This is a genomic window from Streptomyces sp. P9-2, assembly GCF_051903975.1.
GTDB classification, from domain to species: domain Bacteria; phylum Actinomycetota; class Actinomycetes; order Streptomycetales; family Streptomycetaceae; genus Streptomyces; species Streptomyces cellulosae.
Genome location: NZ_CP192633.1, coordinates 4,299,135 through 4,325,954, shown reverse-complemented (window position 1 = coordinate 4,325,954; position 26,820 = coordinate 4,299,135). Strand labels below are relative to the sequence as shown.

25 protein-coding genes are annotated in these 26,820 nt (G+C 71.7%); 17 read left to right on the top strand and 8 right to left on the bottom strand.

What is annotated here, in order from left to right:
* Positions 1-95 precede the first annotated feature (95 nt).
* The gene (locus ACQY0Z_RS19910; protein ID WP_189904790.1) at positions 96-845 is read left to right on the top strand and encodes a DUF4142 domain-containing protein; all 750 of its coding nucleotides are present in this window, start codon (positions 96-98) and stop codon (positions 843-845) included.
* A gap of 21 nt (positions 846-866) precedes the next feature.
* Here ACQY0Z_RS19910 and ACQY0Z_RS19905 read toward each other — a convergent pair whose 3' ends face one another.
* Positions 867-1,670 (bottom strand): LysR family transcriptional regulator substrate-binding protein, encoded by an 804-nt coding sequence (locus tag ACQY0Z_RS19905; RefSeq protein ID WP_439812592.1) that lies wholly within the window; start codon positions 1,668-1,670, stop codon positions 867-869.
* A gap of 37 nt (positions 1,671-1,707) precedes the next feature.
* Between ACQY0Z_RS19905 and ACQY0Z_RS19900 the strand changes: the two genes are divergently transcribed.
* Both ACQY0Z_RS19900 and ACQY0Z_RS19895 read left to right on the top strand, forming a co-directional pair.
* Positions 1,708-2,130, top strand: a complete 423-nt coding sequence (locus ACQY0Z_RS19900; RefSeq protein WP_189904902.1) for a DUF5997 family protein — start codon at positions 1,708-1,710, stop codon at positions 2,128-2,130.
* A 186-nt stretch (positions 2,131-2,316) separates the two neighbouring features.
* Positions 2,317-2,805 (top strand): hypothetical protein, encoded by a 489-nt coding sequence (locus ACQY0Z_RS19895; protein WP_254585146.1) that lies wholly within the window; start codon positions 2,317-2,319, stop codon positions 2,803-2,805.
* Here the strand turns inward: ACQY0Z_RS19895 and ACQY0Z_RS19890 are convergent.
* Positions 2,771-3,196 (bottom strand): hypothetical protein, encoded by a 426-nt coding sequence (locus ACQY0Z_RS19890; RefSeq protein ID WP_381728254.1) that lies wholly within the window; start codon positions 3,194-3,196, stop codon positions 2,771-2,773. The two genes, ACQY0Z_RS19895 and ACQY0Z_RS19890, sit on opposite strands and share 35 nt — an antisense overlap.
* 157 nt (positions 3,197-3,353) lie before the next feature.
* Between ACQY0Z_RS19890 and ACQY0Z_RS19885 the strand changes: the two genes are divergently transcribed.
* Positions 3,354-4,427: a MerR family transcriptional regulator gene (locus ACQY0Z_RS19885; protein WP_439812591.1), complete on the top strand. Its 1,074-nt coding sequence runs from the start codon at positions 3,354-3,356 to the stop codon at positions 4,425-4,427.
* 85 nt (positions 4,428-4,512) lie between these two features.
* Here the strand turns inward: ACQY0Z_RS19885 and ACQY0Z_RS19880 are convergent, their stop codons facing one another.
* Positions 4,513-5,760 carry a cation:proton antiporter gene (locus tag ACQY0Z_RS19880; RefSeq protein WP_189904798.1) on the bottom strand — a complete coding sequence of 416 codons (1,248 nt, stop codon included), beginning with the start codon at positions 5,758-5,760 and terminating at the stop codon, positions 4,513-4,515.
* Between the two features lie 4 nt (positions 5,761-5,764).
* A complete protein-coding gene (locus tag ACQY0Z_RS19875; RefSeq protein ID WP_189904800.1) occupies positions 5,765-6,235 on the bottom strand; it encodes a cation:proton antiporter regulatory subunit in 471 nt (156 codons plus the stop codon).
* Positions 6,236-6,540: 305 nt separating this feature from the next.
* Between ACQY0Z_RS19875 and ACQY0Z_RS19870 the strand changes: the two genes are divergently transcribed.
* The 5 genes from ACQY0Z_RS19870 to ACQY0Z_RS19850 all read left to right on the top strand — a co-directional run bounded on the left by ACQY0Z_RS19870 (position 6,541) and on the right by ACQY0Z_RS19850 (position 11,807).
* On the top strand, positions 6,541-7,374 hold the full coding sequence (locus ACQY0Z_RS19870) for a universal stress protein (RefSeq protein WP_189904802.1): 834 nt from the start codon (positions 6,541-6,543) through the stop codon (positions 7,372-7,374).
* A gap of 223 nt (positions 7,375-7,597) precedes the next feature.
* On the top strand, positions 7,598-8,476 hold the full coding sequence (locus ACQY0Z_RS19865) for a carbon-nitrogen hydrolase family protein (RefSeq protein ID WP_347225051.1): 879 nt from the start codon (positions 7,598-7,600) through the stop codon (positions 8,474-8,476).
* A gap of 27 nt (positions 8,477-8,503) precedes the next feature.
* Positions 8,504-9,424 (top strand): polysaccharide deacetylase family protein, encoded by a 921-nt coding sequence (locus ACQY0Z_RS19860; RefSeq protein WP_189904805.1) that lies wholly within the window; start codon positions 8,504-8,506, stop codon positions 9,422-9,424.
* Between the two features lie 131 nt (positions 9,425-9,555).
* Entirely contained in the window at positions 9,556-11,184 is a 1,629-nt protein-coding gene (locus ACQY0Z_RS19855; protein WP_254585149.1) for a GAF domain-containing sensor histidine kinase, read from the top strand.
* Complete coding sequence (locus tag ACQY0Z_RS19850; protein WP_189904809.1) at positions 11,181-11,807, top strand: response regulator; 627 nt, start codon at positions 11,181-11,183, stop codon at positions 11,805-11,807. The genes ACQY0Z_RS19855 and ACQY0Z_RS19850 overlap by 4 nt, the downstream gene beginning before the upstream one ends.
* A 137-nt stretch (positions 11,808-11,944) precedes the next feature.
* On the opposite strand, the gene ACQY0Z_RS19845 is transcribed toward ACQY0Z_RS19850, so the two are convergent.
* The gene (locus tag ACQY0Z_RS19845) at positions 11,945-12,367 is read right to left on the bottom strand and encodes a secondary thiamine-phosphate synthase enzyme YjbQ (RefSeq protein WP_189904811.1); all 423 of its coding nucleotides are present in this window, start codon (positions 12,365-12,367) and stop codon (positions 11,945-11,947) included.
* 91 nt (positions 12,368-12,458) lie between these two features.
* Between ACQY0Z_RS19845 and ACQY0Z_RS19840 the strand changes: the two genes are divergently transcribed.
* A complete protein-coding gene (locus tag ACQY0Z_RS19840) occupies positions 12,459-13,535 on the top strand; it encodes an NAD(P)-binding domain-containing protein (RefSeq protein WP_439812590.1) in 1,077 nt (358 codons plus the stop codon).
* A 7-nt stretch (positions 13,536-13,542) separates the two neighbouring features.
* Here the strand turns inward: ACQY0Z_RS19840 and mltG are convergent, their stop codons facing one another.
* Entirely contained in the window at positions 13,543-14,400 is an 858-nt protein-coding gene (mltG, locus tag ACQY0Z_RS19835; RefSeq protein WP_189904815.1) for an endolytic transglycosylase MltG, read from the bottom strand.
* 43 nt (positions 14,401-14,443) lie between these two features.
* The gene (locus ACQY0Z_RS19830; protein ID WP_254585188.1) at positions 14,444-16,246 is read right to left on the bottom strand and encodes an ABC transporter ATP-binding protein; all 1,803 of its coding nucleotides are present in this window, start codon (positions 16,244-16,246) and stop codon (positions 14,444-14,446) included.
* Between the two features lie 106 nt (positions 16,247-16,352).
* On the opposite strand from ACQY0Z_RS19830, the gene ACQY0Z_RS19825 reads away from it, so the two are divergent.
* The 5 genes from ACQY0Z_RS19825 (at position 16,353) to ACQY0Z_RS19805 (ending at position 22,463) form a co-directional block, all read left to right on the top strand.
* Positions 16,353-16,841 carry a MarR family winged helix-turn-helix transcriptional regulator gene (locus ACQY0Z_RS19825; RefSeq protein ID WP_381724840.1) on the top strand — a complete coding sequence of 163 codons (489 nt, stop codon included), beginning with the start codon at positions 16,353-16,355 and terminating at the stop codon, positions 16,839-16,841.
* A gap of 213 nt (positions 16,842-17,054) precedes the next feature.
* Entirely contained in the window at positions 17,055-18,899 is a 1,845-nt protein-coding gene (locus ACQY0Z_RS19820; RefSeq protein ID WP_254585153.1) for an ABC transporter transmembrane domain-containing protein, read from the top strand.
* Entirely contained in the window at positions 18,896-20,677 is a 1,782-nt protein-coding gene (locus ACQY0Z_RS19815; RefSeq protein ID WP_189904821.1) for an ABC transporter ATP-binding protein, read from the top strand. Before ACQY0Z_RS19820 ends, ACQY0Z_RS19815 begins: the two co-directional genes overlap by 4 nt.
* 992 nt (positions 20,678-21,669) lie before the next feature.
* Entirely contained in the window at positions 21,670-22,140 is a 471-nt protein-coding gene (locus ACQY0Z_RS19810) for a DUF5709 domain-containing protein (RefSeq protein WP_189904823.1), read from the top strand.
* 50 nt (positions 22,141-22,190) lie between these two features.
* Complete coding sequence (locus ACQY0Z_RS19805; RefSeq protein WP_189904826.1) at positions 22,191-22,463, top strand: type B 50S ribosomal protein L31; 273 nt, start codon at positions 22,191-22,193, stop codon at positions 22,461-22,463.
* A 17-nt stretch (positions 22,464-22,480) separates the two neighbouring features.
* On the opposite strand, the gene ACQY0Z_RS19800 is transcribed toward ACQY0Z_RS19805, so the two are convergent.
* The gene (locus ACQY0Z_RS19800) at positions 22,481-23,275 is read right to left on the bottom strand and encodes a metal-dependent hydrolase (protein WP_189904828.1); all 795 of its coding nucleotides are present in this window, start codon (positions 23,273-23,275) and stop codon (positions 22,481-22,483) included.
* A gap of 85 nt (positions 23,276-23,360) precedes the next feature.
* Between ACQY0Z_RS19800 and ACQY0Z_RS19795 the strand changes: the two genes are divergently transcribed.
* Positions 23,361-25,934, top strand: coding sequence for a DUF3516 domain-containing protein (locus ACQY0Z_RS19795; protein ID WP_189904830.1), 2,574 nt, complete (start codon positions 23,361-23,363; stop codon positions 25,932-25,934).
* Between the two features lie 19 nt (positions 25,935-25,953).
* Positions 25,954-26,820: an acyl-CoA thioesterase gene (locus ACQY0Z_RS19790; protein WP_439812589.1), complete on the top strand. Its 867-nt coding sequence runs from the start codon at positions 25,954-25,956 to the stop codon at positions 26,818-26,820.

The window sequence follows — 26,820 nt, the reverse complement described above, 5'->3', positions numbered from 1 at the left end:
CCGAAGCCGCCGAAAATTCTTTCAAGAACGGTGATTGTTACGCGCTCCGCGTCCGTACTTCCTGGTGTTGGGCCGTTCTTAACCCAGGAGGCACGATGCGCATCTCGCGCAGCACGGCAGGAACCGCGTTCGTGGGCGGAGCCATGATTCTGACCCTCACCGCGCTCGCCTATCCCACCATGCTGGGCGTACAGACCACATCCACCCAACAGGACCGGGTGGTGGCCAACACGAACTACGGACCCCTGACGGAGGCTGACCGTGACTTCGTGGTGAAGGTGCGTGCGGCCGGACTGTGGGAGCACCCGCTGGGGCTGCTGGCGATGGAGCGCGGTACGACGCCGGAGATGAAGGAGGCGGGCGAGCACCTGGTGGTCGGGCACGGCCGGCTGGACGCCAGCTGCCGCAAGATCTCCCTGGAGCTCGGCATCACCCTGCCGAACCAGGCGTCGCCCCAGCAGCAGGGGTTCGTGGAGACGGTGAAGGCCACCAGCGGCAAGGAGTTCGACTCCACGGCGGTCAACATCATGCGCGTGACGCACGGGCAGATCTTCCCCGCGATCGCCAAGATCCGCGCGAACACCCGCAACACGCTGATCCGGCAGCTGGCGGACCAGGCCAACGACACCGTGCTGGACCACATCACGGTGCTGGAGAAGACGGGTCTGGTCAATCATGAACAGGTGAACTTCCAGCAGACCAGCCCGCCGAAGCTGCCGAACGAGCAGGTGACGCCGCCGGCGCCGCAGGCGGGCGCGCCGGTGCTCGCCCTGCCGATCCCCAAGGAACTGGAGGACCTCAACACGGCCTCCCCGGCGCCGTCGCCGTCCGGCACGGTGCGCTGACGCGCGTCCGCGGACCGCGGTTCAGGACCTGCGGCGGGGCTTGCCCCGTCGCGGCTTCTTCGCCGTTCCGCCGCCGCTCTTCGCCGTCCCGCCGCCGGTTGCCCGCCGGGCACGGCCCGCGGCACCGGCGGACGGCTGCCGGCGGCGTCCGCCGTCACCCTGGCCAGGCTGGGCCTTCTTCTGGTTGGCCTGCTTCTCCCGCACGGGCTGCGGGCGGCGGCCGCGCGTGCTGTTGACGGTCCGGCCGCGCACGATGCCGATGAAGTCCTCGACCAGGTCCGTGGTCGCCGCCTCCGGCCAGGCCAGACCCACGCTCGAGGCGGGGCCGTCCTCCAGGGGGCGGTGGGTGAGGTCCTTGCGGTGGTGCAGCCGGGCCAGCGACAGGGGCACCACGAGCACACCGATCCCGGCCGCGACCAGCTCGATCGCGTCGGCGGTGGTGGCCGGGCGTTCCAGCGCGGGGCGGCCGGGCAGGGTCTCCCAGGCGAGCACGTCGTCGAAGGGGTGCAGCACGATGTCGTCCGCGAGGTCCTCGACGGTGACGGTGTCGGCGGCCGTGACCAGGTGGTCCTTGGGGACCACGACGACGGTCTGCTCGGTGTAGAGGGGGATGGCGCTGAGCACCGTCCGGTCGACGGGGAGCCGGACGAGCCCCGCGTCGGCCTCGCCGTCCAGCAGCATCCCGTGCGCCGGCTGGGCGGGCGCCTGGGTGAGGGTCAGCGGGACGTCGGGCTGCCGCTCGTTCCACACGCGCACCCACTTGTCGGGCATCACACCGGGGACGTACACGAGGCGGAACGAGGGGGACACTTCCGGGCCGGTCACCTGGCCAGGTTACCGGCCGCGGTCGGCGGCCGTGCACATGCTCGATACCCTGGACGCCATGACGCAGCACCAGAGCACCCAGACGATGAAGCCCGCGACCGCGGCGAAGAAACTGGGTGTGTACCTCGAGGCCACCCCCGCCGAGTTCCGGGAGGGCGTGGTCTCGCGCGCGGAACTGAACGCGCTCCAGGCGGATCCTCCGCAGTGGCTGCGGGACCTGCGGCGCGACGGCCCGCACCCCCGCCCGGTGGTCGCCGCCAAGCTGGGCGTCTCGATCTCCGGTCTGGCCCGTAACGGCGTGACCGAACCGCTCACCACCGAGCAGATCGAGGCGCTGAAGGAGGAGCGTCCCGAGTGGCTGGAGCGGGAGCGCGCCACCCAGGCCGAGGTCCGCAAGGAGGCGGCCCGGCTGAAGCAGCGGGAACGCGAGAGCGCGGAGAGCGCGAAGAACGGCGATTGAGGTCGCCCCTCCGACCGCACAGACACCCCCGGCCGGGTCTCCGGTCCGGGGGTGTTCCGCGTGCGATTCCGTATGTCGGGGAATCGGGCGCCGTCCCACCCCTTCCGGAGAACAGATATATGCACCACCATGTGGCGCTATCGCACGCGCCCGTGGCGGCGCGCCCGACCGTGCCCGGGGTGGGACATGCACGACACCAGGTGGAAGCAGGCCGTCGAATGGCTGGCCGCGGCGGCCACGGACCCGCAGGAGTGCAAACGCCAGTGGGACCACGGCCAGGGCACGGCGCTGCTCGCGGCCGGACGGTACTGGGACGTGCTGAGCGTCCCCGACCGCCTTGGGCTGCTGGCCCTGGACCTGCTGTGGAGCGATCCGCTGGAGTTGCCCGGTCCGACGCTGGTGGACGTCACCGCCCGCCGGGTGGGCTTCTTCCTGCCGCCCGACCCGGACAGCGAGTGGGTGGGGTTCGGGGTACGGCACGTGGGACGCGGGTCGTGGATCGCGGTGCCGCCGCCGTACCGGCCCTCCGGGCGGCTGGAGTGGCTGGTCCCGCCGGACGGCACCGGCACGCTGCACGCGGCGGAGCCGCTGGAACGGGCGCTGCGACGGGCGACGGGCACGCTGGCGGTGCTGGCGCCGGTCAGTGCGGAGGCGGCGGCTCCGGACTGTTGGTGAGGTTCGGTTCGGGCGACTCCTGGGGCGCGGCTTCCTCGGTCGCCGCCTCGGGCTCTTCCTCAGGCGTCTCGCCGGACGGAACGGCCTCGGCCGTCTCCTGGGAGGCCGCCTCCTCCGAGCCCCCGTCTGTCGCCCCCTCCGGAGCCAGCAGGGGAACAGGAACACGGAAGGGTACGGCAGGCGCCGGACGGTGGTCGCCCGCCGTCACCACGGCGAAGGACGCCCACAGCCCCTCCCGGTGCCCCGGGACGGTGTGCCCCTTCGCCCGCCACTCCGCGACGAGTTCCGCGTAGATCGGTGTGTTCGTCACATGGCCGCCGGTCAGTTGCGCGTACGGCCGGCTCGCGGCGCCGTGCCCGAGAAGGCGCCGCGCCGTCTCAGTGCTGTCCATGCCGGAGCAACGCGCCGCCGCGCGCCGGTGGTACGCCGTGGGCTCCACCTCCGCCCGCGGGGGTGACATCGTCACCCGGTCGGCCGTACGCGTCGGAGAGGCGGGGTTTGACCCTCGACCTGGTCGAGGCGGCAGGGTCCGGGGAGTGGAGAGCGAGATGCGCAGCATTGGTGAGATGGCCCGCGAGAGCGGGCTGGGCGTCAGCGCCCTGCGGTTCTACGACCGTGCCGGGGTCCTGGTCCCCGACCAGGTCGACCCGGTCACGGGCTACCGCTGGTACGCCCCGGAGCAGCTCGGTGAGGCACGGGTGCTGGCCCGGCTGCGCCGTGCGGGCATGCCGCTGGCGGACGTCCGGCTGGTGCTGGCGGGCTGGACGGCCGCCGACACCGATCTCGTACGGCGGCTTCTGGAGGCGCATCTGCGCCGGCTGGACGAGGGGCTGTCGGCCGCTCGCGTCGAGTTCTCCGCGCTTCGTGACCTTCTCGACGACAGGGAGAACCTCCTCATGAGCTCACTCCGTTCCGCCGCCCGGCTGTCCGTGTCCGGTCCCGGTCTGGCCGCCGCGCTCGACGCGGTCCGTTTCGCGGCCGGGACCGACCCGGGGCTGCCGGTGCTGGCCGGTGTCCATCTCGACGCCGAGGGCGACGCGCTGCACGTGGTGGCGACCGACCGCTACCGGATGGCGGTGGCCCGCACCGCGGCCGGCGGAAACGGGGGCGGCCGGGTGCAGGCGACCGTGCCGCTGCCGCTCGCCGACGCGATGCGGGTGCTGCTGGACGGCGAGGACGAGGCGCGTCTCGCCGTGGAGGACGGGCGCGTGACCCTGGAGGCCGGTGACCGGCAGACGGGCGGCCGGTGTCTGGAGCAGGACTTCCCGGACTACCTTCGCCTGGTGCGGCTGCCCGCCGGGCGCCGTGCCGAGGTGGACGTGCCCGCGTTCACGGAGGCGGTGCGCACGGGTCCGGTGCGGCTGCACGAGGACGGAGGTACGAAGGCCGAGCTGACGGTGCTCGAGGTGTCGGGGGACGGCCGGGTCGCGCCGGTTCCGGAGAGCGCCGAAGGCCCGGACCTCGTCGCGGTGAACCGGGCGTTCCTGCTGGACGCGCTCGCCGCGCCGGCCGGTGACCGGCTGGTTCTGGAGTTCGGCGCCCCGACGGCCCCGCTCGTGATCCGCCGGCCCGGCGACGCGCACACGTTCTCGCTGCTGATGCCGGTGCGGCTGACCGACTGAGACACGGCCCCGGTAAGCACGACGGCCCGGGCGGCTCCCTCGTGGGGGGGGCTGTCCGGGCCGTACGTGTACAGGCGGCTGGGGGTCAGCGGTCGCGGCCGCTGTCCTCCATCGGCTCCAGCGTCTCCGCGGCGGGCGTGGAGCGCTGGGCGAGCAGGGTGTCGGGCGCGGGCGTCCGCCGTCCGGCCAGCCACATCGCGATCGGCTCGGTGTAGCGGGCGGTGAGCGGACCGATGATCACCAGGACCAGGACGTACGCGGTGGCCAGCGGGCCGAGCTGGGGCTCGATGCCGGCGGTGACGGCGAGTCCGGCGATGACGATGGAGAACTCGCCGCGCGCCACCAGGGTGCCGCCCGCCCGCCAGCGGCCCTTGGCGGAGATGCCGGCGCGGCGGGCCGCCCACCAGCCGGTGGCGATCTTCGTCAGGGCGGTGACGACGGCCAGGCCGAGCGCCGGGAGGATGACCGGCGGGATGGACTGCGGGTCGGTGTGCAGGCCGAAGAAGACGAAGAACACCGCGGCGAACAGGTCGCGCAGCGGGGCGAGCAGGTTGTGCGCACCTTCCGCGACCTCGCCGGACAGGGCGATGCCGACGAGGAAGGCGCCGACGGCGGCCGACACCTGGAGCTGCTGGGCGAGGCCGGCGACCAGCAGGGTCAGGCCGAGCACGACGAGCAGCAGCTTCTCCGGGTCGTCGCTGGACACGAAGCGGGAGATCACGCGGCCGTAGCGGACTGCGACGAAGAGCACGAGGCCGGCGACGCCCAGCGCGATGGCGAGGGTGACGCTGCCCGCGGCGAGGCTGACGCCGGCCAGCAGGGCGGTGATGATCGGCAGGTAGACGGCCATCGCCAGGTCCTCGAGCACGAGGATGCTGAGGATGACCGGGGTCTCCCTGTTGCCGAGCCGGCCGAGGTCGCCGAGGACCTTGGCGATGACGCCGGAGGAGGAGATCCAGGTGACGCCCGCGAGCACCACGGCGGCGACCGGGCCCCAGCCCATGAGCAGGGCGAGGGCGGCGCCGGGCAGGGCGTTGAGCGTCATGTCGACGAGACCGGCCGGGTACTGCGTCTTCAGGTTGGAGACGAGGTCGCTGGCCGTGTACTCGAGGCCGAGCATGAGGAGCAGCAGGATGACGCCGATCTCGGCGCCGATCGCGACGAACTCCTCGCTGGCGCCGAGCGGCAGCAGGCCGCCCTCGCCGAACGCGAGGCCGGCCAGCAGGTAGAGGGGGATGGGCGAGAACTGGAGGCGTCCGGCGAGGCGGCCCAGCAGGCCGAGACCGAGGATGATCGCGCCGAACTCGATGAGGAAGATCGCGGAAGAGTGCACGCGCTCACTCCCGCCCGAGGATCTCGGCGGCGGCGTCGATTCCCTCGCGGGTGCCGATGACGATCAGGGTGTCCCCGCCGGCGAGCCGGAAGTCCGGCGCGGGCGACGGGATCGCCTCCGCGCGGCGCAGGACGGCCACGATGGACGCGCCCGTGTCGGTGCGCATCCGGGTCTCGCCCAGGAGGCGGCCGTTCCAGTGGGAGACCGAGGACAGTTCGATGCGTTCGGCGACCAGCCCCAGGTCGGTGGTGTGCAGCAGGTTGGGGCTGTGGTGGGCCGGCATCAGCGCGTCGATGAGCGCGGCCGACTCGGCGACGCTGAGCCGCAGGGAGCGGGCGCAGGCGTCCGGGTCGTCGGAGCGGTAGACGTTGACCGTCCGGGTGCCGTCGCGGTGCGCGATGACGGACAGGTGCTCGTGCTCACGCGTGGTGAGGTCGTATTTGACACCGATGCCCGGCAACGGTGTCGCGCTCATCCGTGGAGCAGGCACAGCCCGTCCCCTTCCCGTCTTCTTTTCGAGTCGTCCGATGTGCGGGGCCGAACGGACCGTCGTACGGCACCGGGTGGCAACCCTCACTGCCGTAATGGTGCCATCCCGCCATTCGGCCGGAACATGGGTGTTGCCACGGATGGACAGGTTCCGGCGCCGTCCCGAGGATCGTCGAGGCCATCGTGTCGTCGCAGGTCAGCGGGGTGCACCGGACAAAGCGTGGGAATCGGGCGCGTAGTGGCGCTCCCGCGTGGGTACTCGGTGGCACCTTCCGGGGACGGGAGTGTGTGGTGGACGACACGGTGATCGTGGGAGTGGACGGCTCCTCCTCCAGCCTCGCGGCCGCCGACGTGGCGGCCGAGGAGGCGCGGCTGCGCGGGGCCCGGCTGCGGATCGTGCACGCGTTCGCCCGGCCGTCGGATCTGGATCCGATGATCCACGGGGTGCTGGCCGAGACGGAGCAGCGGCTCCATGAGCGGTTCCCCGGGCTGGAGATCACGCGGACCGTGGTGTCCGGTGACGCGCTGACGGTACTGCGGACCGAGTCGCGGCACGCGGTGCTGACCGTGCTGGGGCGGCGTGGCCGGAGCCTCTTCGGCGATCTGCTGCTGGGTTCGACGACCATGCAGCTGGCGACGCATGGGCACGGTCCGCTGATGGTGGTGCGCGGGCGGCCCGACCCGCAGGGCCCCGTGCTGCTGGCCGCGGACGGCTCACCGGCCGGGAACGCCGCCGCGTCCTTCGCGTTCACGGAGGCCGAACTGCGCGGGGCGCCGCTGACGGCCATGCACGTCTGGAACACCTGGAGCGAGCCCACGCCGTACGAGGAACCGGGTGATCCGTTGAGCGTGGTGGTGGACCTCGACCAGCTGGAAGTGCGTCACCGGCGGCTGCTGGAGGACGTGATGAAGCCCTGGATGGCCGCGCACCCGGACGTCATCGTCCAGCCGCGCCTCGAACGGGGCCGCGTCCGCCAGGCGCTGCTGGAGGCGACGGGCGAGGCGCAGCTGGTGGTGGCCGGGGCGCGCGGCCACGGCGGGGTGACCGGCATGCTGCTCGGCTCGGTCAGCCAGGCGCTGCTGCACCACGCGGAGTGTCCGGTGACGGTGGTCCGGGCGCTGTGAGCTGAGAGCACGTCAGCCCCGGGGACGGCTCGGTGCATCCGGCGCGGCCGCACGCGCTGGACCTCAGCGGCACCTGCCCGTTCGGGTAGTCATCACCCACCCTTACGGTGAGTGATCTTTGACCACCCGTCGTGACGGATCTGTAGAACACTGCCCAGACACCGTCGACGACGCCGGCTTCTCTCTCCAGCGTCGTTTCCACGTTCGACGAGGGGATTCACCCATGCCTGACACCGTCTCCATCGCGGCGATCAACTTTCTGGTCCGTCCGGTGCACGACTTCGACGAATTCGCCCAGCACGTACGTGGGCTGCTCGATCAGGCCGAGGGTGCCGATCTGGTCCTGCTGCCCGAACTGTTCACAGTGGAGCTCTTCACGACCGAACCGACGTGGCGTACGGACGACATCGCCGACCTGACCAGGATCGACGCCTACACCGACGACTACCGCGCCCTCTTCACCGAGGAGGCGCGCCGCCGCGGCCAGCACATCGCCGCCGGTTCGCACCTCATGAAGCGCGGCGATCGCCACCTCAACGTGGCCGGCCTGTTCACCCCCGAAGGCACCGTCCACGAGCACGAGAAGACGCACATCTTCCCGGGCGAGGCGGCATGGTCCACCTCCGAGGGCGACGAGCTGAAGGCGATCGACCTGCCGTTCGCCAAGGTCGGCTTCGCCGTCTGCTACGAGGCGGAGATCCCGGAGGTCTCCTCCAGCCTCGCCGAGCAGGGCGCGGAGATCATCCTGTGCCCCTCGTACACCTTCACCGAGCACGGCTTCTGGCGGGTACGCCACTGCGCCGCCTCCCGGGCGATCGAGAACCAGGTGTACTTCGTGCACTGCTCGACCGGCGGTTCGCCCGGCGCTCCCCTGCCGAACGGCTGGACCCGCAGTTCCATCCTCGGCCCGTGTGACCAGCCCTGGGCCGCCAACGGTGTCATCGCCGAGGCCGGGGAGAACACCGAGACCCTCGCACGGGGCGTCGTCGACCTCGACGCGCTGCGCCGGAACCGTGAGGACGGCGCCGCGACGACGTTTCGTGACCGCCGTCGCCGGGCCGGTACGTACGCCGAGTGGCCCTCTCACATCAAGACCGCCTGACCCCGACCTCCTCGGAAGGAATACTCCATGGGACATCTGCAACTTCCCCCGGGCAAGAAGATCGCCGTCAACCTGGGCACGGACTTCGACGCACAGTGTCTGTGGCTGGGCGGCTTCAACAAGCCCAGCCCGTCGTACATGTCACGCGGTGAGTACGGCGCCGAGGTCGGGGTGCCGCGACTGCTGGAGCTGTACCGGCGCTTCGACGTCAAGAGCACGTTCTTCACCCCCGGTCACTCGGTGGACACCTTCCCCGAGCGCTGCCGGGAGATCGCCGACGACGGCCATGAATTCGGCCACCACGGGTACTTCCACGAGAATCCGACACTGATCAGCAGGGACACCGAGAAGCGGCTGATCGACCTCGCGTTCAAGACGTACAAGAATGTGCTGGGAATCCGCCCCACCGGGTACCGGTCGCCGTACTGGGACTACAGCGAGAACACCCTCGACCTGATCGAGGAATTCGGCTTCGACTACGACACCAGCCTCATGGGCCGCGACGTGGTGCCGTACCGGCCGCGCCGCTGGGAAATCAACTGGGAGACGGGCAACCGGGCGGGCAAGGCCAGCAAGGTGCTGGAGATCCCGGTCAACTGGTACCTCGACGATTTTCCCCCGCTGGGCTATGTCACGGGCGGGCAGACCGGCATGCAGGACTCGGACACCATCTACAAGCGGTGGAAGGACATCTTCGATTACGCCTACGACCGCGTACCGAACCCGGTCTACGCCACCTGCGTGCACCCGCAGATCATCGGCCAGCCGCACCACATGATGTGGTACGAGCGCCTGGTCGAGTACATCGCCGGCAAGGAGGGCGTCTGGTTCGCCACGTGCGCCGAGATCGCGGCGTGCTGGGTGGACGACGACCGGGACCGCGAGCTGATGAACGCCGAGGACATCCGCGGCGTTTCCCCCAAGCCCGCCGACTACCCGATCGCCTGACGCCGCCTCCGGCCATCGAGCCCCTGACCCCCTCCGGCTGCCCGACCGCGTCGGCCGGGCAGCCGGAGGCCGTGGGGTACGGTCGAAGGGGTAACTGTCCAGGTGAATGACCTCGTCAGGGCGGAGTTGTTATGAGCTGGACCCGGTCGTCGTACGCGTGGGACGCGGGGCGCAGCACCGCCATCCACGACGCGCTCGGCCCGCTCGTCGCGGACATTCGCAGTCTGCTCGGCGCCGGGACCGGACTGGTCGTCTACGAGCCCAGCTCCGGCCCGCCGCTGCTGCTGGCGTCGGACGTCACCGACGACTCCGCCGACGACCCGCTCCTGCCCAACGAACCACTGCGGCTGCCCCCCGGCTTCCCCCACGGCCGGCTCGAGGTGATCTCCGACCTGGAGATCCACTCGGCCCTGCGCGACCGAGTCGTGAAACTCGGGTCGGCGGTGGCCGTTCCCTGGCGGGACGCGTTCGGCACGGGCTCACTCGTCGTCGGGAACACTGCCGGCGCTTTCACTCCGGAAGCCGCCGACCTGCGGTCCTGCCGACGAGACGCCGTCCGGCGGGTGCGGGCCGCGCTCCGCAGAGCGCGGCAAGCGGGCGGCACCCTGGTCGAGAACGATCTGAACCAGGCCTTGCGCCATATCGCGGAATCGACCGCGAGCAGTCCCGACGCCGGCACCGTGCTGGCCTCGGTGCTCGTCGCCGCACGGAATCTGTTCGACTGCGAGGTCGCCTACCTGTCCATTCCCGAATACGACGGCGTGACCTTTGCTTTCGACCAGGTGCTGAACATCCAGACTCCCGCCTTCCGGCATCTGCGCATCAAACACGGCCAGGGGCTGGGTGGACTCGCGCGCGAACTGCGATCGTCGGTGCGCTCACTCGACTACGCACGGGACCCCCGGCTGCGTGCCGCCCCGGTGGACGAAACCGCACGCGAGGGAATCGTCTCCGCGATGGCCGCCCCCCTGCTGGTGGACGACCAGATCAAGGGTGTCGTTTATGTCGGGAACCGACGTCTGAAGCCCTTCACCGAAACCGATGAGACCTTGCTCGCGGAATTCGCGGGCTACTCCTCTCTCGGACTGAAGAGGCGAGAGGCCGACGAATACCGAGACAGTGTGATCCAGCGCAAGGAGCGCGAGCGCCTGGCCCACGACCTTCACGACTCGGTCGTACGCGGTCTGCTGCGCATAGGTTTCGAGGCGGAAGCGGCACAGCACAACTGCCAGGACGACGCACTGCGCCGCAGGATGGCTGTGATCGGCAGTGCGGCCGAGGAGTGCATGGGCATGCTCCGACACCACCTCTCCGTGCTCATCGGCGACGCGGAGTACGGGCAGCCCAGCACGGGCGCCGAGGTGCTGGGCCAGATCGCGTCGGTGCGCCGCGGGCCCGGCATCGACCGTACGACCGAACTCTGCGGACCATGTCCGGACGCCCTGATCCCGCCGCCGGCCGCGAAGGCCCTCGTCCACGTCGGCCAGGAGGCGCTGACCAACGCCGAGATCCATTCGGGCTGCCGTCGTGCCCACACCGCGCTGGAGATCGACGCCGAGTCGTTCGAACTGCGGGTGGTCGACGACGGCGGCGGTCTCGATCCCACTGCCCTGGACCAGGTACTCGCCCCGACCTCGCCGCATCTGGGGTTCCGGTCGATGCGGACGGCGGTGACCCGGCTCGGTGGCAGGCTCACCGTCGAATCCGGTTCGCTCGGCGGACTCCAGGTGCGCGCCGTCCTGCCGCGGGGCCGGCTGTGATCAGATTCGCCGTGGTCGACGACCACATGATCGTGCACGACGGGTTGCAGGCGATGGCCTCCCGCGCCGACGACCTGGAGTTCGTCGGCGCGGCGGAGACTCCTGACGACGCGCTGGGCCTCCTCGAAGAGACACGGCCCGACGTCCTCGTACTGGACCTGCGGCTCAACGGTGAAAGCAGCACCGAACTGTGCGCGACCGTGCGCCGACGGCACCCGGATGTCATCGTGCTGATGTTCAGCGCCTACGGGAACACCGAATTGCTGACGCAGGCGATCCGCGCCGGCGCGGCTGGATATGTCCTCAAGGACACCAACACCGGCCGAATGCCCGAGATCCTGCGTGAACTCGTGCGAGCAGGCAGCTACTTCGACCCGAGAATCGCCGGCAGCCTGCTGCTCACCTCGATCTCGAACCCGTCGGAACCGGTCTCCTTCTCCGAGCGCGAACTGGCGATCATCCGGCTCATCGCCCGAGGGGCGAACAACCACGACATCGGTGAGGCGCTGAGCGTCAGCCCGCACACGGTCAAGTTCCACATCTCCACGATGTTCAAGCGGCACGGGGTGCATCGGCGAGCGGAACTCGTGAGGCTGGCGATGGACTTGCAGCTCCTGGACTGACCGGATGAGACCCCCGCGCCACTGCGGCTCACTGCACGGTGGCCGAGTGATGGCATGACTCACGACAGACGAGGTAGCGGTCGGCACGTCCTCGCGTGCCGCTCGACGTGGCGGTCTACGCGCCAGGACGATCTAGCTCAGCCGAGGAAGCTCAGCCGTACCTGACGGCTGACATTGTCCTTGTTGGTGTCGACGACGCACACCGACTGCCAGGTCCCCAGTTCCAGGCGACCGTTGATCACGGGGAGCGTCGCGTGCGGGGAGACGAAGGCGGGGAGGACGTGGTCGCGGCCGTGGCCGGGGCTGCCGTGGCGGTGCTGCCAGCGGTCGTCGGCGGGCAGCAGGGTGTGCAGCGCGGACAGCAGGTCGTCGTCGCTGCCGGCGCCGGTCTCGATGATCGCGATGCCGGCCGTGGCGTGCGGTACGAACACGTTGAGCAGGCCGTCCCGGCCGGACGCGGTGTCCCGCAGGAAGGCCTCGCAGTCGCCGGTGATGTCGACGACCCGCTCGGTGGAGCCGGTGGTGAGGTTCAGGACTCGGGTGGTGAAGGCGTCGGACATGCGCCCATCCTGACGCACACGGCGTGCTTCTCGCGTGTCCCGGTGGCGCGCGTCCGGGAAGATCCACCGCCTCCGGCGTGTTGGTGGAAGCGTGAACAATGTGCGCGAGGTCGAGGTGGTCGTCGTCGGCGCCGGTCAGGCCGGGCTTTCGAGCGCCTATCACCTGCGGCGGACCGGCTACGAGTCCGACCGCGACTTCGTGGTGCTGGACCACTCCCCCGCCCCCGGCGGCGCCTGGCAGTTCCGCTGGCCCTCGCTGACGTACGGCAAGGTGCACGGGATGCACGCGCTGCCCGGGATGGAGCTGACGGACGCCGATCCGCTGCGGCCCTCCTCCGAGGTGATCGGCGCCTACTTCGACCGCTACGAGCGGACGTTCGACCTGCGGGTGCGCCGCCCCGTGGACGTGCACGCCGTGCGGGAGGGGTCCGGCGGGCGGCTGCTTGTGGAGACCTCGCACGGCACCTGGGCGACCCGCGCGCTGATCAACGCGACCGGCACCTGGGACCGTCCCTTCTGGCCGCGATACCCCGGCCAGGAGACGTTCCGCGGACGGCAGCTGCACACCGCGCGGTACCCGGGGCCCAAGGCGTTCGCGGGGCTGCGGGTGGTCGTGGTGGGCGGCGGCGCGTCCGGCACGCAGCATCTGCTGGAGATCGCGCCGTACGCGGCGGCCACCACCTGGGTGACCCGCCGGCCGCCCGTCTGGCGGGAGGAACCCTTCGACGAGAACGCGGGCCGCCAGGCCGTCGCCCTCGTCGAGGAGCGTGTGCGGCAGGGGCTGCCACCGCGCAGTGTGGTCTCCGTGACGGGGCTGCCGTTGAACGACGCGATACAGCGGGGGCTCGCGGACGGTGTGCTCGACCGCGAGCCGATGTTCGACCGGATCGAGCCCGACGGTGTGGTGTGGGACGACGGGCGCCGGGTCGCCGCAGACGTCATCCTGTGGGCGACCGGCTTCCGGCCCGTGATCGACCATCTCGCGCCGCTGCGGCTGCGGGAGCCGGGCGGCGGGATCCGTGTGGAGGGCACCCGGGCGGTCGCCGACCCGCGGATCCACCTGGTCGGCTACGGTCCCTCGGCGAGCACGATCGGCGCCAACCGGGCCGGACGGGCCGCCGTACGGGACATCAGGCGGCTGCCGGCCGAGGAGCCCGCCGCCGCCTGAACGGCGGTCATGTCGCCGACGGCTGCGCGGACCTGCCCTCGGTCTTCTTCCGTTCGGCCTCCGCCTCCGCCACGTCGCGCTGGTGCTCCGCGAGGTCCGCGGTGAAGCGCGTCTCCCCCGGCCGGACCGTGACGAAGTACAGCCAGTCGCCCGGGGTGGGGTTGATCGCCGCGCGCAGGGCGTCCTCGCCGGGGTTGTCGATGGGGGTCGGCGGCAGCCCCATGCGCCGGTAGGAGTTGTACGGGCTGTCCACCTCGGTGTCGGCGGGGGTGGCGCGCGCCTTGCTGCGGTTGAGGGCGTAGTCGACGGTGGAGTCCATCTGCAGCGGCATGCCGCGCTCCAGCCGGTTGAAGATCACCCGGGCCACCTTGCCCATGTCGGCCTTGGTGGCCGCCTCGGCCTGGACGATGCTGGCGACGGTGACCGCCTGGTAGACGTTCATCGCGTTGCGCTGCGCGCCGGCGGCGACGGGGGCGCCGTTGAACTTCTTGTTGGCCGTGTCGACCATGCCGGCCAGCAGCTTCTGCGGGGTGGCGTTCTCCGGGAGCGGATACGTGTCCGGGAACAGGTAGCCCTCGGGGTTGCCCTCGGCCTCGTTCGGCAGCTTCAGGTCGGCCTTGGCGAGGGACTTCTTGGTGGTGCCCGGGGGCAGGTCGAGGGTCTTGTCGATGGCGGCGTAGACCTGGTTCGCCCGCCACCCCGCCGGGACGACGAGGGCCTCGGGGCGGGGCTCCTCCTCATCGGCCATGATCAGCAGCGGCACCGCCACGGCGGTGCCGGCCACGACGGCCCCCAGCGTCGCCAGGGCGAGACGGCCGCGGCGCGTCAGTCGGATCGAGTTCCGTGACGGAGTGTTCGTCTGCATGCGGGCACGGTAACCCGCATATCGCCATAAACCCGGCATATTTTCAGCTTGTCGGCTCCAGTCGGGCGTCCCGTCGCACGAGGGCCGCATACCGGCCCTCACGCTCCAGGAGCTCCTCGTGGGTCCCGCGTTCCACAACGCGGCCGCCGTCCAGGACTACGATCTGGTCGGCGCCGCGGACAGTGGAGAGCCGGTGGGCGATGGTGATGGTGGTGCGGTCGGCCGACAGCGCGTCGATCGCGGCCTGCACCGCCGCCTCCGTACGGGTGTCCAGCGCGCTGGTCGCCTCGTCGAGGACGAGCACCGGAGGGTCGCGCAGGATGGTCCGGGCGATGGCCAGGCGCTGCTTCTCGCCGCCGGAGAAGCGGTGGCCGCGCTCGCCGACGACGGTGTCGTAGCCGTCGGGCAGGGCAGCGACGTGGTCGTGGATCTGCGCGGCCTCCGCCGCCGCGCGCAGCTCCTCGTCGGTGGCGTCGGGCTTGGCGAAGCGCAGGTTGTCGGCGACCGACGCGTGGAAGAGGTACGTCTCCTGGGAGACGACGCCGACCGCGCGGGCGAGGGTGTCGAAGTCGAGGTCGCGCACGTCCACCCCGTCGAGGGTGACCCGACCGCCCGTGACGTCGTACAGCCGCGGCACAAGGTGACCGAGCGTGGACTTGCCGGCGCCCGTCGGGCCGACCACGGCGAGGCTGCCTCCGGGCGGGACGGTGATGTCGATGCCGTCGAGGACCGGGCCGCCCTTGCCGTCGTAGCCGAACGACACGTTCTCGAAGCGGACCTCGCCCTTCACCCGGTCCAGGCGCACCGGGTCCTCGCGCTCGGTGATGTCGACCGGCAGGTCGAGGTACTCGAAGATGCGCTGGAAGAGGGCGAGCGAGGTCTGGATCTGGACACCGGTCGACAGCAGGCTCACCGCGGGGCGGAACAGGCCCTGCTGGAGCGAGACGAACGCGACGATGGTGCCGATCGACACCCCCGGGCCGCCCGAGTGCAGGGCGAGACCGGCCGTCCAGTAGATGACCGCCGGCATCGCGGCCATGACGATCGTGATGACCGCCATCCGCCAGCGGCCCGCCATGTTCGACCGCACCTCCAGGTCGACGAGCCGCTCGGACTCGTCGGCGAATGCGGCGGTCAGCGAGTCGGAGCGGCCCATCGTGCGGCCGAGCAGGATGCCGCTGACCGACAACGACTCGGTGACCGTCGCCGCCATCGCGGCCATCTGCTTCTGGCGCCGCGTGGTGATCTTCTTGCGTTCGTTGCCGACGCGGCGGCTGATCCACACGAAGACCGGCAGCAGCGCCAGCGACACGACCGTCAGGCGCCAGTCGAGCGCGAGCATCGCCACGATCGTCGCGACCACGCTGGTGAGGTTGGAGACCAGCGAGGTCGCCGTGGAGGTGACGGTGGCCTGCATGCCTCCGATGTCGTTGGCGATGCGGGACTGCACCTCGCCGGTGCGGGTCCGGGTGAAGAAGGCGAGCGACATGCGCTGCAGACGCCCGTAGACAGCGGTGCGCAGGTCGTGCATGACGCGCTGGCCCACGGTCGTGGAGATCAGGGTCTGCAGCACGCCGAAGACGCTGGTGAGCACGGCGCTGAGGATCATGCCGAGCACCAGCAGGCTGAGCAGACCGGTGCGGCCCTCGGGCAGGGCGACGTCGAGGATCGCCTTCAGCAGGAACGGCGAGGCGACCGACACGAGCGACGACGCCCCGACGAGCAGTCCGACGATCGCGAGGCGGCCCCGGTAGGGACGGAAGAGGCGCAGGATGCGACGCACCTGCCGGGGTTCCTGCTCGGCTCCGGCGGGCGGCGTCCATGCGGGTGCGTGATCGGGGTGCATGGTCTCCTCGGGGTACGGCGTGGACGCGGACGTCGGTGACCGGACGGTGATCAGCATTCATTGTTACCTGTACTCACAATGAACGGCATCCTGATAATGTTCCCGCATGACCGCGCCCGACCCCGACGGCCTGCTGGCCGAGCAGCTGCTCCGCCTCACCCGCCGGGTGCACCGCATCCAGAAGCGGTATCTGGAGCGGCGCGAACTCGGCATCACTCCTGCCCAGTCCCGGCTGCTGCGCACCCTCGCGCACTACAGCTCACCGCCCCGCATGGCCGATCTCGCGGAGCGGCTGGAGGTGGTGCCCCGGGCGGTGACCACGCTGGTGGACGGTCTCGAGGCGCACGGCAAGGTGCGCAGGGTCCCGGATCCGGCCAACCGCCGTGTGATCCGCATCGAGCTGACCGACGAGGGCCGCGAGGCGCTCCGCGAACTGCGCGCGGCACGGCGGGCGGCCGCGGCGGAGATCCTCGCCCCGCTGGGAGAGCGGGAGCGGGAGCAGCTCGGGGAGCTGCTGAACACCCTGGTCGACGGGCCGGCGGGCCCGCCCTGCGAGGAGAGGCCGGGCGGGGGGCCGGGACCGGTGGAGGGCTGACGGTCCCGCCGGGGGGCTGACGGTCCCGGCGGTGGAGGGCTGACGGTCCCGGACTGCCGGGGCACAGAGAGGCCCGAGGCAGGGCCGGTGAGTGCCCGGGGCGTGGCCGGGAAAAACCGGTTGCCCGTGGACGCGTGACGGAGTCAACCTGTCACGGTTTGCTGCCGCCGTCCGAGGACGTCCGCGGCCCCTGCTCCGAGCCACTGGGACGCCATGCAGATTCACGACCTTCCGTACCCCGATCCGGGCGTGCCCGACGCCCGCTCGGGTCCTCGATTCCTGTGGTGGCTCTTCCGCAACCAGCTGGGCGGACAGCTGAAGGCGCTGGCCTGGGGCCTGCTGCACTTCGTGTCCGTGGCCTCGCTGCCGTTCTGCGTCGGCGTCGCCGTCCAGGCCGCGGTCGACCGCTCCGGCGGACGGCTCGCGCTGGCGGGCGGACTGATGGCGGTGGCCGGTGCGGGCGTCGCGGTCGGCGACACCTTCCTGCACCGCGCCGCCGTCACCAACTGGATCACCGCCGCCGCCCGGGTGCAGCAGCTGCTGGGCCGTAAGGCCGCCGTGCTGGGCTCCGCTCTGACGCGGCGGGTGGCCGCGGGCGAGGTCGTCGCGGTCTCCACCGGTGACGTGGAGAAGATCGGCTGGTTCGTGGAGGCGCTGTCGCGGTTCACCGCCGCCGCGGTCACCATCGTCGTCGTCACCGTCGGCCTCCTCGCCTACCAGCCCGCCCTGGGTGTCGTCGTCGCCGTGGGACTGCCCGTGCTGGCGCTCGCGGTGCTGCCGCTGCTGCCCAAGGCCACCCGGCGGGCGGACGTCCAGCGTGAGAAGGCGGGGCGGGCCACCGAACTGGCCTCCGACACCGTCGCCGGACTGCGGGTGCTGCGCGGGATCGGCGGCGAGGACCTGTTCCTCGACCGCTACCGCCACGCCTCGCAGGAGGTCCGCCACGCGGCCGTGCGCAGTGCCCGGATGTGGTCGCTGATCGCGGCCGTCCAGGTGCTGCTGCCGGGACTGCTGCTGATCACGGTGGTCTGGTACGGCGTCCGTCTGGCCCGCGACGGCCGGATCGACGTCGGCGAACTGGTCACCGTGTACAGCTCGGTGATGCTCCTGACGTTTCCTCTGCGTCATTTCGAGGAGATCGCGATGGCCTACTCCTTCTCGCGTCCCTCGGCCAGGCGGGCCGCACGGGTGCTGTCGCTGGAGCGCGCCATGGACACCGCCGGCACGCGCGCCGCCGGGACTCCGGCGGGCGACCTGTACGACCCGGAGACGGGCCTGCTCGCCCCGTCCGGGCTGCTCACCGCCGTGGTGTGCGGCGACCCGGACGCGGCGGGACGGCTGGCCGAACGGCTCGGCGGGCACGCCGCGCAGGAGGGCACCTCGGTGCTGCTCGGCGGGGTGCCCCTGGACGAACTGCCGCTGGACAGCGCCCGTACGGCCGTACTGGTGCAGGACAAGGACCCGGTGCTGCTCTCCGGCACGCTGCGGGAGCTGCTGGACGTGCCCGCGTCCGGGGCGGTGGACCCGGGGGCGGCGCTGGAGGCCGCGCAGTGCCAGGACGTGCTGGCCGCGCTGGTACAGGGGTCGGTGGGCGCCGAGGACCCGATGGACGCCCGCATCACCGAACGCGGCCGGTCGCTGTCCGGCGGACAGCGCCAGCGGCTGGCGCTGGCCCGGTCGCTGGTCACGGACCCGGAGGTGCTGGTCCTGGACGAACCGACCTCGGCCGTCGACTCGCACACCGAGGCGCGCATCGCCCAGGGCGTGCGCGGCCTGCGGTCGGGGCGCACCACCGTGGTGTTCACCTCGTCCCCGCTGCTGCTGGACCGCGCCGACCGGGTGGTGCTCCTGCACGAGGGCACGGTCGTCGCGGTGGGCGGACACCGGGAGCTGGTGCGCACCGAGCCCCGCTACCGGGCCGTGGTGACCCGCGAGACGGAGGAGGAGACGGCGTCGGCCGCCGCGCTCCTCGACGGCGACGGCGGGCGGCGTACGGACGAGGTCCCGGACGGCCTCGAAGAACTGGAAGAGCTCGAAGAGATCGAGGAGACGGCATGATCGGCGTCGCGCCACCGGCGTACGACCCGGCGGCCCCGACGGCGGCCGGCACGCTGCCGGTGGGCGCGCCCGCGACCGTACGCGCCTACGTGGCCGAGCTGCTGCGCCGGCACCGGCGGGCCTTCCTGCTGCTGGTCGCCGTCAACACGGTGGCGGTGATCGCCTCGATGGTGGGCCCGTACCTGCTGGGCGGGCTCGTGGAGCGGGTGTCGTCCGGGCAGCGGGAGCTGCACCTCGAACTCACGGCGGCGCTGTTCGTGGCCGCCCTGATGGTCCACGCGGGGTTCGTGCGGCAGGTGCGGCTGCGCGGGGCGGTGCTCGGCGAGCGGATGCTGGCGGACCTGCGCGAGGACTTCCTGGTGCGGTCGGTCGGACTGCCGCCGGGCGTGCTGGAACGGGCCGGCACCGGTGACCTGCTGTCGCGCATCACCACCGACATCGACCGGCTCGGCAACGCCATGCGCGAGGCCGTGCCCCAGCTGGCGATCGGCGTGGTGTGGGCGGCCCTGCTGCTCGGCGGCCTGGTCGTCACCGCCCCGGAACTGGCGCCGGCGGTGCTGGTCGCGGTGCCGCTGCTGGTGGCGGGGTGCCGCTGGTACTTCCGGCGGGCGCCGGGCGCGTACCGCTCGGAGGCGGCCGGGTACGCGGCGGTGGCCGCCGCGCTCGCCGAGACCGTGGACGCGGGGCGGACGGTGGAGGCGCACCGCCTCGGTCCGCGCCGCGTGGCGCTGACGGACCAGCGGGTGCGGGAGTGGACGGCCTGGGAGCGGTACACGCTGTGGCTGCGGTCGGTGCTGTTCCCTGTCGTCAACATCACCCATGTCACGGTCCTCGGGTCGGTCCTGATGATCGGCGGGGTGTTCGTGCTGCAGGGGTGGATCGGCGTCGGCCAGCTGACGACGGCCGCGCTGATCGCGCAGATGCTGGTCGACCCGGTCGGGCTGATCCTGCGCTGGTACGACGAACTGCAGGTCGCGCAGGTGTCGCTGGCCCGGCTGGTCGGCGTGCGGGACATCGAGCCCGACGCCGGGGACCCGGACGTGACGCCCGAGGGGCGGCGGGTGCGGGCGGACACCGTGCACTTCGGCTACCTGGAGGGCGTGGACGTCCTGCGCAAGGTGTCCCTCGAGGTGCCGCCGGGGACCCGGATGGCCCTGGTGGGTCCCTCGGGCGCGGGCAAGTCCACGCTGGGCCGGCTGCTCGCGGGGATCTACGCGCCCCGGGAGGGACGCGTGACGCTCGGCGACGCGGAACTGTCCCGCATGACCGCGGAACGGGTCCGCTCCCACGTCGCCCTCGTCAACCAGGAGCACCACGTCTTCGTCGGCTCCCTCCGCGACAACCTGCGGCTCGCCCGCACCGACGCGGAGGACGACGAGCTGTGGGCGGCGCTCGGCGCGGTCGACGCGGACGCGTGGGCGCGGGCGCTGGAGGACGGCCTGGGCACGGAGGTCGGCTCGGGCGGGTTCGCGCTCACCCCGGCACAGGCTCAGCAGATCGCGCTGGCCCGGCTGGTGCTGGCCGACCCGCACACGCTGGTCCTCGACGAGGCGACCTCGCTGCTCGACCCGCGCGCGGCACGTCACCTGGAGCGCAGTCTGGCCCGCGTCCTCGACGGCCGCACCGTCGTCGCCATCGCCCACCGCCTGCACACGGCCCACGACGCGGACGTCATCGCCGTCGTCGAGAACGGCCGCATCAGCGAACTGGGCAGCCACGAGGAGCTGGTCGCGGCGGACGGGGCGTACGCGGCGCTGTGGCGGAGCTGGCACGGGTGACCGAGGCCCGCGCCTCGGGGCTGTCCTGGGGCGCGGGAGCCCGTGGGGTGGCGTCGGGCAGGCAGCCCGGTGCTGCGGGGCAAGGTGCCCCGCAACCCGGCACCCTCGGGGCACTTCGCCCCGAGCCCGGTGCCTGGGACGGGTGTGCCACCGCAGCTCGGCGTCCTCGGGGAGGTGCCTCCACTGTTCGATGTGCTCGGATCAGGGTGTCCCGCGGCCAAGACCGCCCGCCTCCCGGGGCCGGGGTGCGCCACGCCGCGCCTCGGGGCGGGTGCCCCGCATTCCGGCCCCCTCGGGGCAGGATGCCGCAGCCCGGTGCCCAGGGACGGGCGCGCCTCCGCGGCCCGGCGTCCTCCGGGAAATGCCTCCGCAGGCCGATGACCCCGGAGCGGGGTGTCCCGCGGCCAAGACCGCCCGCCTCCCGGGACCGAGGTGCGCCACGCCGCGCCTCGGGGCGGGTGCCCCGCATTCCGGCCCCCTCGGGGCAGGATGCCGCAGCCCGGTGCCCAGGGACGGGCGCGCCTCCGCGGCCCGGCGTCCTCCGGGAAATGCCTCCGCAAGCCGATGACCCCGGAGCGGGGTGTCCCGCGGCCAAGACCGCCCGCCTCCCGGGACCGAGGTGCGGCGCCGCACCGCCGTCGGCGGGTGCATCCCCGCGCGCCTCGCGTGGCTCGTCGACGGGTCGGCCCCCCACCCCGCCCGACAGGCTCGGTGTGTCTCGCAGGGGCGGCCCCCCCGGGGGGCGAAGGCGCTCGCGGCTCGGCGCCCCGAACAGGAGGCGTGCGCGCCCAGGACAGCGCGGGCCGGCGTCCCGCGGTCACCGCGTGTGGCGTTGCGGGGTCGGGAGATCCGGTGGAAGGCTGGAAGCAGGCATCGGCTACGGGAGCGTATGGGGCCCGGTGATCGGGTCCTGGCGGGTCCGGTGCCCGTGGAGCCGGCCCGGTGCGGGCCACGGCGGGCGTCGCGGCCCGCCCCACCCCCTGGAGGTGTCCGTGAACAGCGGTGACGGTTGGGGAGACGACGTCTACCAGCCCGACGCGTCCGAGATCCAGGACGACGCCGGACTGCTGGACGCCGAGGACACGCTGGAGACCGACGGTGTCGCCGACCCCCTCGACCGGGGCTGGTCCCCTCCCGAGCGGCCCTGGGCGGTGGAGCACTACGGGGTGACCGCCGCCGAACAGCACGAGGGCGAGACCCTGGACCAGCGGCTGGCCGAAGAACTGCCGGACCTGCCCGTGCCGGACGGCGACGACCTCGGTGATTCCACCGGCACCGACGGGGAACTCCTGGACAACGAGGTCGGCGCGGAACGCTCCGGCCGGCTCGTCGCCCCCGACGAAGGGGCGCACGAGGACGAGGAGGAGGCGCTGGTCGCCTACGACGTCGGCATCGACGGCGGCGCCGCCTCCGCCGAGGAGGCCGCCGTGCACATCGTCGACGAGGACAGCCTGCCAGGCTGACCCTGCCGTGCCCGCCGCGGACGCGGAACCCAGTCGCCCGAGGAGCCCCTATGCAGAAGGACAAGCACCCCGACTACCACCCGGTCGTCTTCCGTGACCGGGCCGCCGGATACGCCTTCCTCACCCGGTCCACCGCGTCCAGCGAGCAGACCATCGAGTGGGACGACGGCGAGACCTATCCGGTGGTGGACGTGGAGATCTCCTCGGAGAGCCACCCGTTCTACACGGGCAAGGCCAGGACCGTGGACACAGAGGGCCGCGTCGCCCGCTTCCAGCGCCGTTACGGCGGTGAAGGCGGCGAGGGCGGCGGGAGCAGCAGCTAGACCCCTGGACCCGCCGTCTATATGACGTTGAGCGCCGCCGCGCAGCCCACCCCGCCCAGCAGCATGAACGCCGGCATCAGCACCTTCAGCTCCACCCAGCTGCCGGCGCGGAACCGCAGCGCCTTCGGCGGGCCGATCGGGTACCAGCGCTTGCGGCCCACGGGTATGGGCCACAGGACCGGGCAGCCGGAGACGGTCAGCGCGTCCCCGATGTCGTGAACGATCGCGCCGAGCACGATGGGCAGGCCGAGCCACAGGTATTCCTGGCCGGGCTCGGTGAACAGCCAGGCGGCGCCGTTGCCCGGCTGGTCGAGGATGCCCGCGATGATCCAGGCGCTGGTCGCCGCCAGCAGCCACACCAGCACGTCGCTGCTGGAGCCGCGCGTCGCCCGCCACAGCAGGCCCTCGATCGCCAGCACCATGTGCACGAAGAGGATGAAGAGGACCGCCCAGCGGCCGCCGGTGATCGCCAGGACCGAGGTGCCGCCGCCGATGAGGACCGCCCACAGCCAGGTGTGGGTGAGGGTGCGGTGGCCGCCCGAGCGGCGGGGGTCGGCCGGTTTCTTCGTCGCCTTGTAGACCGCGTAGGACAGCTTGTCGACGATCTCGCACAGCCAGCGGGAGACGGGGCCGAAGGACCGCGAGATGGTGGCGGCCTTGTGGTCCAGGTCCGGGGCGAGCGCGGCGCCGGCGCAGATCAGCGCACCGGCCAGCAGCACGGGCCAGGGCATCGGGCTTCCGGCCGCGGCCGCCGCCGCCCCGACCCCGAGCCAGGCCGCGGCGCCCGACAGTGAGTGTGCTGGTCCCATCATGACCTCTGCCCGCCCCATTCCTCTTTCGCCGCCGCCCAGTTGACCGGGGACGTTGACGCTGCGCCGGCGACACAGCGTAGCGGTAGTGATCTTCGAGCCGACAGCCGATTCCCGCATCGGGCGAGTGGGCAGGCAAGATGGGGTGGTGACCCTCATCGATCAGCTGCCGAAGACCGCCGACCCCGACGCCCTGTACGAAGCCTTCGAGTCGTGGGCGCAGGAGCGCGGTCTCACTCTCTATCCGCACCAGGAAGAGGCGCTGATCGAGGTGGTGTCGGGGGCGAACGTGATCGTCTCGACGCCCACCGGCTCCGGCAAGAGCATGATCGCCGCGGGCGCGCACTTCGCGGCGCTGGCGCGGGACGAGGTCACCTTCTACACGGCCCCCATCAAGGCGCTGGTCTCGGAGAAGTTCTTCGAACTCTGCAAGATCTTCGGTACCGAGAACGTCGGCATGCTCACCGGCGACGCGTCCGTGAACGCCGACGCCCCGGTGATCTGCTGCACCGCCGAGGTGCTCGCCTCGATCGCGCTGCGCGACGGCAAGGACGCCGACGTCGGCCAGGTCGTGATGGACGAGTTCCACTTCTACGCCGAGCCGGACCGCGGCTGGGCCTGGCAGATTCCGATCCTGGAGTTGCCGCAGGCACAGTTCGTGCTGATGTCGGCGACGCTGGGCGACGTCTCCTTCTTCGAGAAGGACCTCACTCGTCGCACCGACCGGCCCACCGCCGTGGTCCGCTCGGCGACCCGGCCCGTGCCGCTGTCGTACGAGTACCGGTACACGCCGCTCACCGAGACGCTGACCGATCTGCTCGATGCCCGGCAGGCGCCGGTGTACATCGTGCACTTCACCCAGGCTCAGGCCGTGGAGCGGGCTCAGGCGCTGATGAGCATCAACATGTGCACGCGGGAGGAGAAGGACAAGATCGCCGAGCTGATCGGCAACTTCCGCTTCACCACCAAGTTCGGCCGGAACCTGTCCCGTTACGTGCGGCACGGCATCGGTGTGCACCACGCCGGCATGCTGCCCAAGTACCGGCGCCTCGTGGAGAAGCTGGCGCAGGCCGGTCTGCTGAAGGTCATCTGCGGCACCGACACCCTCGGTGTGGGCGTCAACGTCCCCATCCGCACGGTGCTGTTCACCGCGCTCACCAAGTACGACGGCAACCGGGTGCGCACACTGCGGGCGCGCGAGTTCCACCAGATCGCGGGGCGTGCCGGGCGGGCCGGCTTCGACACCGAGGGCTTCGTGGTGGCGCAGGCGCCGGAGCACGTCATCGAGAACGAGAAGGCGCTGGCGAAGGCGGGCGACGACCCGAAGAAGCGCCGCAAGGTGGTGCGCAAGAAGGCTCCCGAGGGCTTCGTCGCGTGGAGCGAGCAGACCTTCGAGAAGCTCATCGGGTCCGAGCCGGAGCCGCTGAACTCCCGCTTCCGCGTCACCCACACCATGCTGCTGTCGGTCATCGCCCGGCCCGGCAACGCCTTCGAGGCGATGCGCCGCCTCCTCGAGGACAACCACGAGCCGCGCAAGCAGCAGCTCCGCCACATCCGCCGCGCGATCGCCATCTACCGGTCGCTGCTGGACGGCGGCATCGTCGAGAAGCTCGACGAGCCGGACGCGGAGGGACGTATCGTGCGCCTCACCGTCGACCTCCAGCAGGACTTCGCGCTGAACCAGCCCCTGTCCACGTTCGCGCTGGCCGCGTTCGAGCTGCTGGACCCCGAATCGCCGTCGTACGCGCTGGACATGGTGTCCGTGGTGGAGTCCACGCTGGACGACCCGCGGCAGATCCTCGCCGCCCAGCAGAACAAGGCGCGCGGCGAGGCGGTCGCCGCGATGAAGGCCGACGGGGTCGAGTACGAGGAGCGCATGGAGCGCCTCCAGGACATCACCTACCCGAAGCCGCTGGAGGAGCTGCTCTTCCACGCGTACAACACGTACCGCAAGTCCCACCCGTGGGTCGGCGACCATCCGCTGTCTCCGAAGTCCGTGGTCCGGGACATGTACGAGCGGGCGCTGTCCTTCACGGAGCTGGTGTCCCACTACGAACTGGCCCGCACCGAGGGCATCGTGCTGCGCTACCTCGCCAGCGCCTACAAGGCGCTGGAGCACACCATCCCCGACGACCTGAAGTCCGAGGACCTGGAGGACCTGATCGCCTGGCTGGGCGAGACGGTGCGCCAGGTCGACTCCAGCCTGCTGGACGAGTGGGAGCAGCTGGCGAACCCGGAGGAGATGACCGCCGAGGAGGCCCAGGAGAAGGCCGACCAGGTCAAGCCGGTCACCGCCAACGCCCGCGCCTTCCGCGTCCTCGTCCGCAACGCCATGTTCCGCCGCGTGGAACTCGCCGCCCTCGACCGGGTGGACGAACTCGGCGAGATGGACGGCGAGTCCGGCTGGGACGCCGACGCGTGGGGCGAGGCCATGGACAAGTACTGGGACGAGTACGAGGAGCTCGGCACCGGTCCCGACGCCCGCGGCCCCAAGCTGCTCATCATCGACGAGCAGCCGGAGAACGGGCTGTGGAAGGTCCGCCAGATCTTCGACGACCCGAACGACGACCACGACTGGGGCATCAGCGCCGAGGTCGATCTGACCGCCTCCGACGCGGAGGGCCGTGCCGTCGTGCGGGTCACCGACGTCGGCCAGCTGTGAGCACAGGAGAGACGCACCCATGACGAACCCGGCCGAGAGCCTCGTCGACCTGCTCGACCTCGAGCAGATCGAGGTCGACATCTTCCGCGGCCGCAGCCCGCAGGAGTCCCTGCAGCGGGTCTTCGGCGGGCAGGTCGCCGGCCAGGCGCTGGTCGCCGCGGGCCGGACCACGGACGGTGACCGCCCGGTGCACTCGCTGCACGCGTACTTCCTGCGCCCGGGCCGGCCCGGGGTGCCGATCGTGTACCAGGTGGAGCGCGTGCGGGACGGCAGGTCCTTCACGACCCGCCGGGTCGCCGCCGTGCAGCAGGGCCGCACGATCTTCAATCTAACCGCCTCCTTCCACAAGCCTGAACAGGGGAGCTTCGAGCGCCAGTTGCCGCCGGCCCGCGAGGTCCCGGACCCCGAGTCGCTGCCGACGGTGGCGTTCGAGATCCGGGAGCATCTGGGCGCGCTGCCGGAGCAGTTGGAGCGGATGGCGCGCCGCCAGCCCTTCGACATCCGCTACGTCGACCGGCTGCGCTGGAAGCCGGACGAGATCGAGGGCGCGGAGCCGCGCAGCGCGGTGTGGATGCGCGCGGTCGGGCCGCTCGGGGACGACCCTCTGGTGCACACCTGCGCGCTGACCTACGCCAGCGACATGACGCTGCTGGACGCGGTGCGGATCCCGGTGGAGCCGCTGTGGGGTCCGCGCGGGTTCGACATGGCGTCGCTGGACCACGCGATGTGGTTCCACCGGCCGTTCCGCGCGGACGAGTGGTTCCTGTACGACCAGGAGTCGCCCATCGCCACGGGCGGCCGCGGGCTGGCCCGCGGCCGGATCTACGACCGGGAGGGGCGCATGCTGGTCTCGGTCGTGCAGGAAGGGCTCTTCCGGGCGCTGTAG

Coding starts and splice junctions, on each gene's coding strand:
- ACQY0Z_RS19855 (WP_254585149.1), top strand. CDS start 9,556: ATGAGCTGGACCCGGTCGTCGTACGCGTGGGACGCGGGGCGCAGCACC.
- ACQY0Z_RS19885 (WP_439812591.1), top strand. CDS start 3,354: ATGCGCAGCATTGGTGAGATGGCCCGCGAGAGCGGGCTGGGCGTCAGC.
- ACQY0Z_RS19815 (WP_189904821.1), top strand. CDS start 18,896: ATGATCGGCGTCGCGCCACCGGCGTACGACCCGGCGGCCCCGACGGCG.
- ACQY0Z_RS19875 (WP_189904800.1), bottom strand. CDS start 6,235: ATGAGCGCGACACCGTTGCCGGGCATCGGTGTCAAATACGACCTCACC.
- ACQY0Z_RS19895 (WP_254585146.1), top strand. CDS start 2,317: ATGCACGACACCAGGTGGAAGCAGGCCGTCGAATGGCTGGCCGCGGCG.
- mltG (WP_189904815.1), bottom strand. CDS start 14,400: ATGCAGACGAACACTCCGTCACGGAACTCGATCCGACTGACGCGCCGC.
- ACQY0Z_RS19845 (WP_189904811.1), bottom strand. CDS start 12,367: ATGTCCGACGCCTTCACCACCCGAGTCCTGAACCTCACCACCGGCTCC.
- ACQY0Z_RS19890 (WP_381728254.1), bottom strand. CDS start 3,196: ATGGACAGCACTGAGACGGCGCGGCGCCTTCTCGGGCACGGCGCCGCG.
- ACQY0Z_RS19860 (WP_189904805.1), top strand. CDS start 8,504: ATGGGACATCTGCAACTTCCCCCGGGCAAGAAGATCGCCGTCAACCTG.
- ACQY0Z_RS19830 (WP_254585188.1), bottom strand. CDS start 16,246: ATGCACCCCGATCACGCACCCGCATGGACGCCGCCCGCCGGAGCCGAG.
- ACQY0Z_RS19900 (WP_189904902.1), top strand. CDS start 1,708: ATGCTCGATACCCTGGACGCCATGACGCAGCACCAGAGCACCCAGACG.
- ACQY0Z_RS19825 (WP_381724840.1), top strand. CDS start 16,353: ATGACCGCGCCCGACCCCGACGGCCTGCTGGCCGAGCAGCTGCTCCGC.
- ACQY0Z_RS19805 (WP_189904826.1), top strand. CDS start 22,191: ATGCAGAAGGACAAGCACCCCGACTACCACCCGGTCGTCTTCCGTGAC.
- ACQY0Z_RS19910 (WP_189904790.1), top strand. CDS start 96: ATGCGCATCTCGCGCAGCACGGCAGGAACCGCGTTCGTGGGCGGAGCC.
- ACQY0Z_RS19865 (WP_347225051.1), top strand. CDS start 7,598: ATGCCTGACACCGTCTCCATCGCGGCGATCAACTTTCTGGTCCGTCCG.
- ACQY0Z_RS19820 (WP_254585153.1), top strand. CDS start 17,055: ATGCAGATTCACGACCTTCCGTACCCCGATCCGGGCGTGCCCGACGCC.
- ACQY0Z_RS19790 (WP_439812589.1), top strand. CDS start 25,954: ATGACGAACCCGGCCGAGAGCCTCGTCGACCTGCTCGACCTCGAGCAG.
- ACQY0Z_RS19800 (WP_189904828.1), bottom strand. CDS start 23,275: ATGATGGGACCAGCACACTCACTGTCGGGCGCCGCGGCCTGGCTCGGG.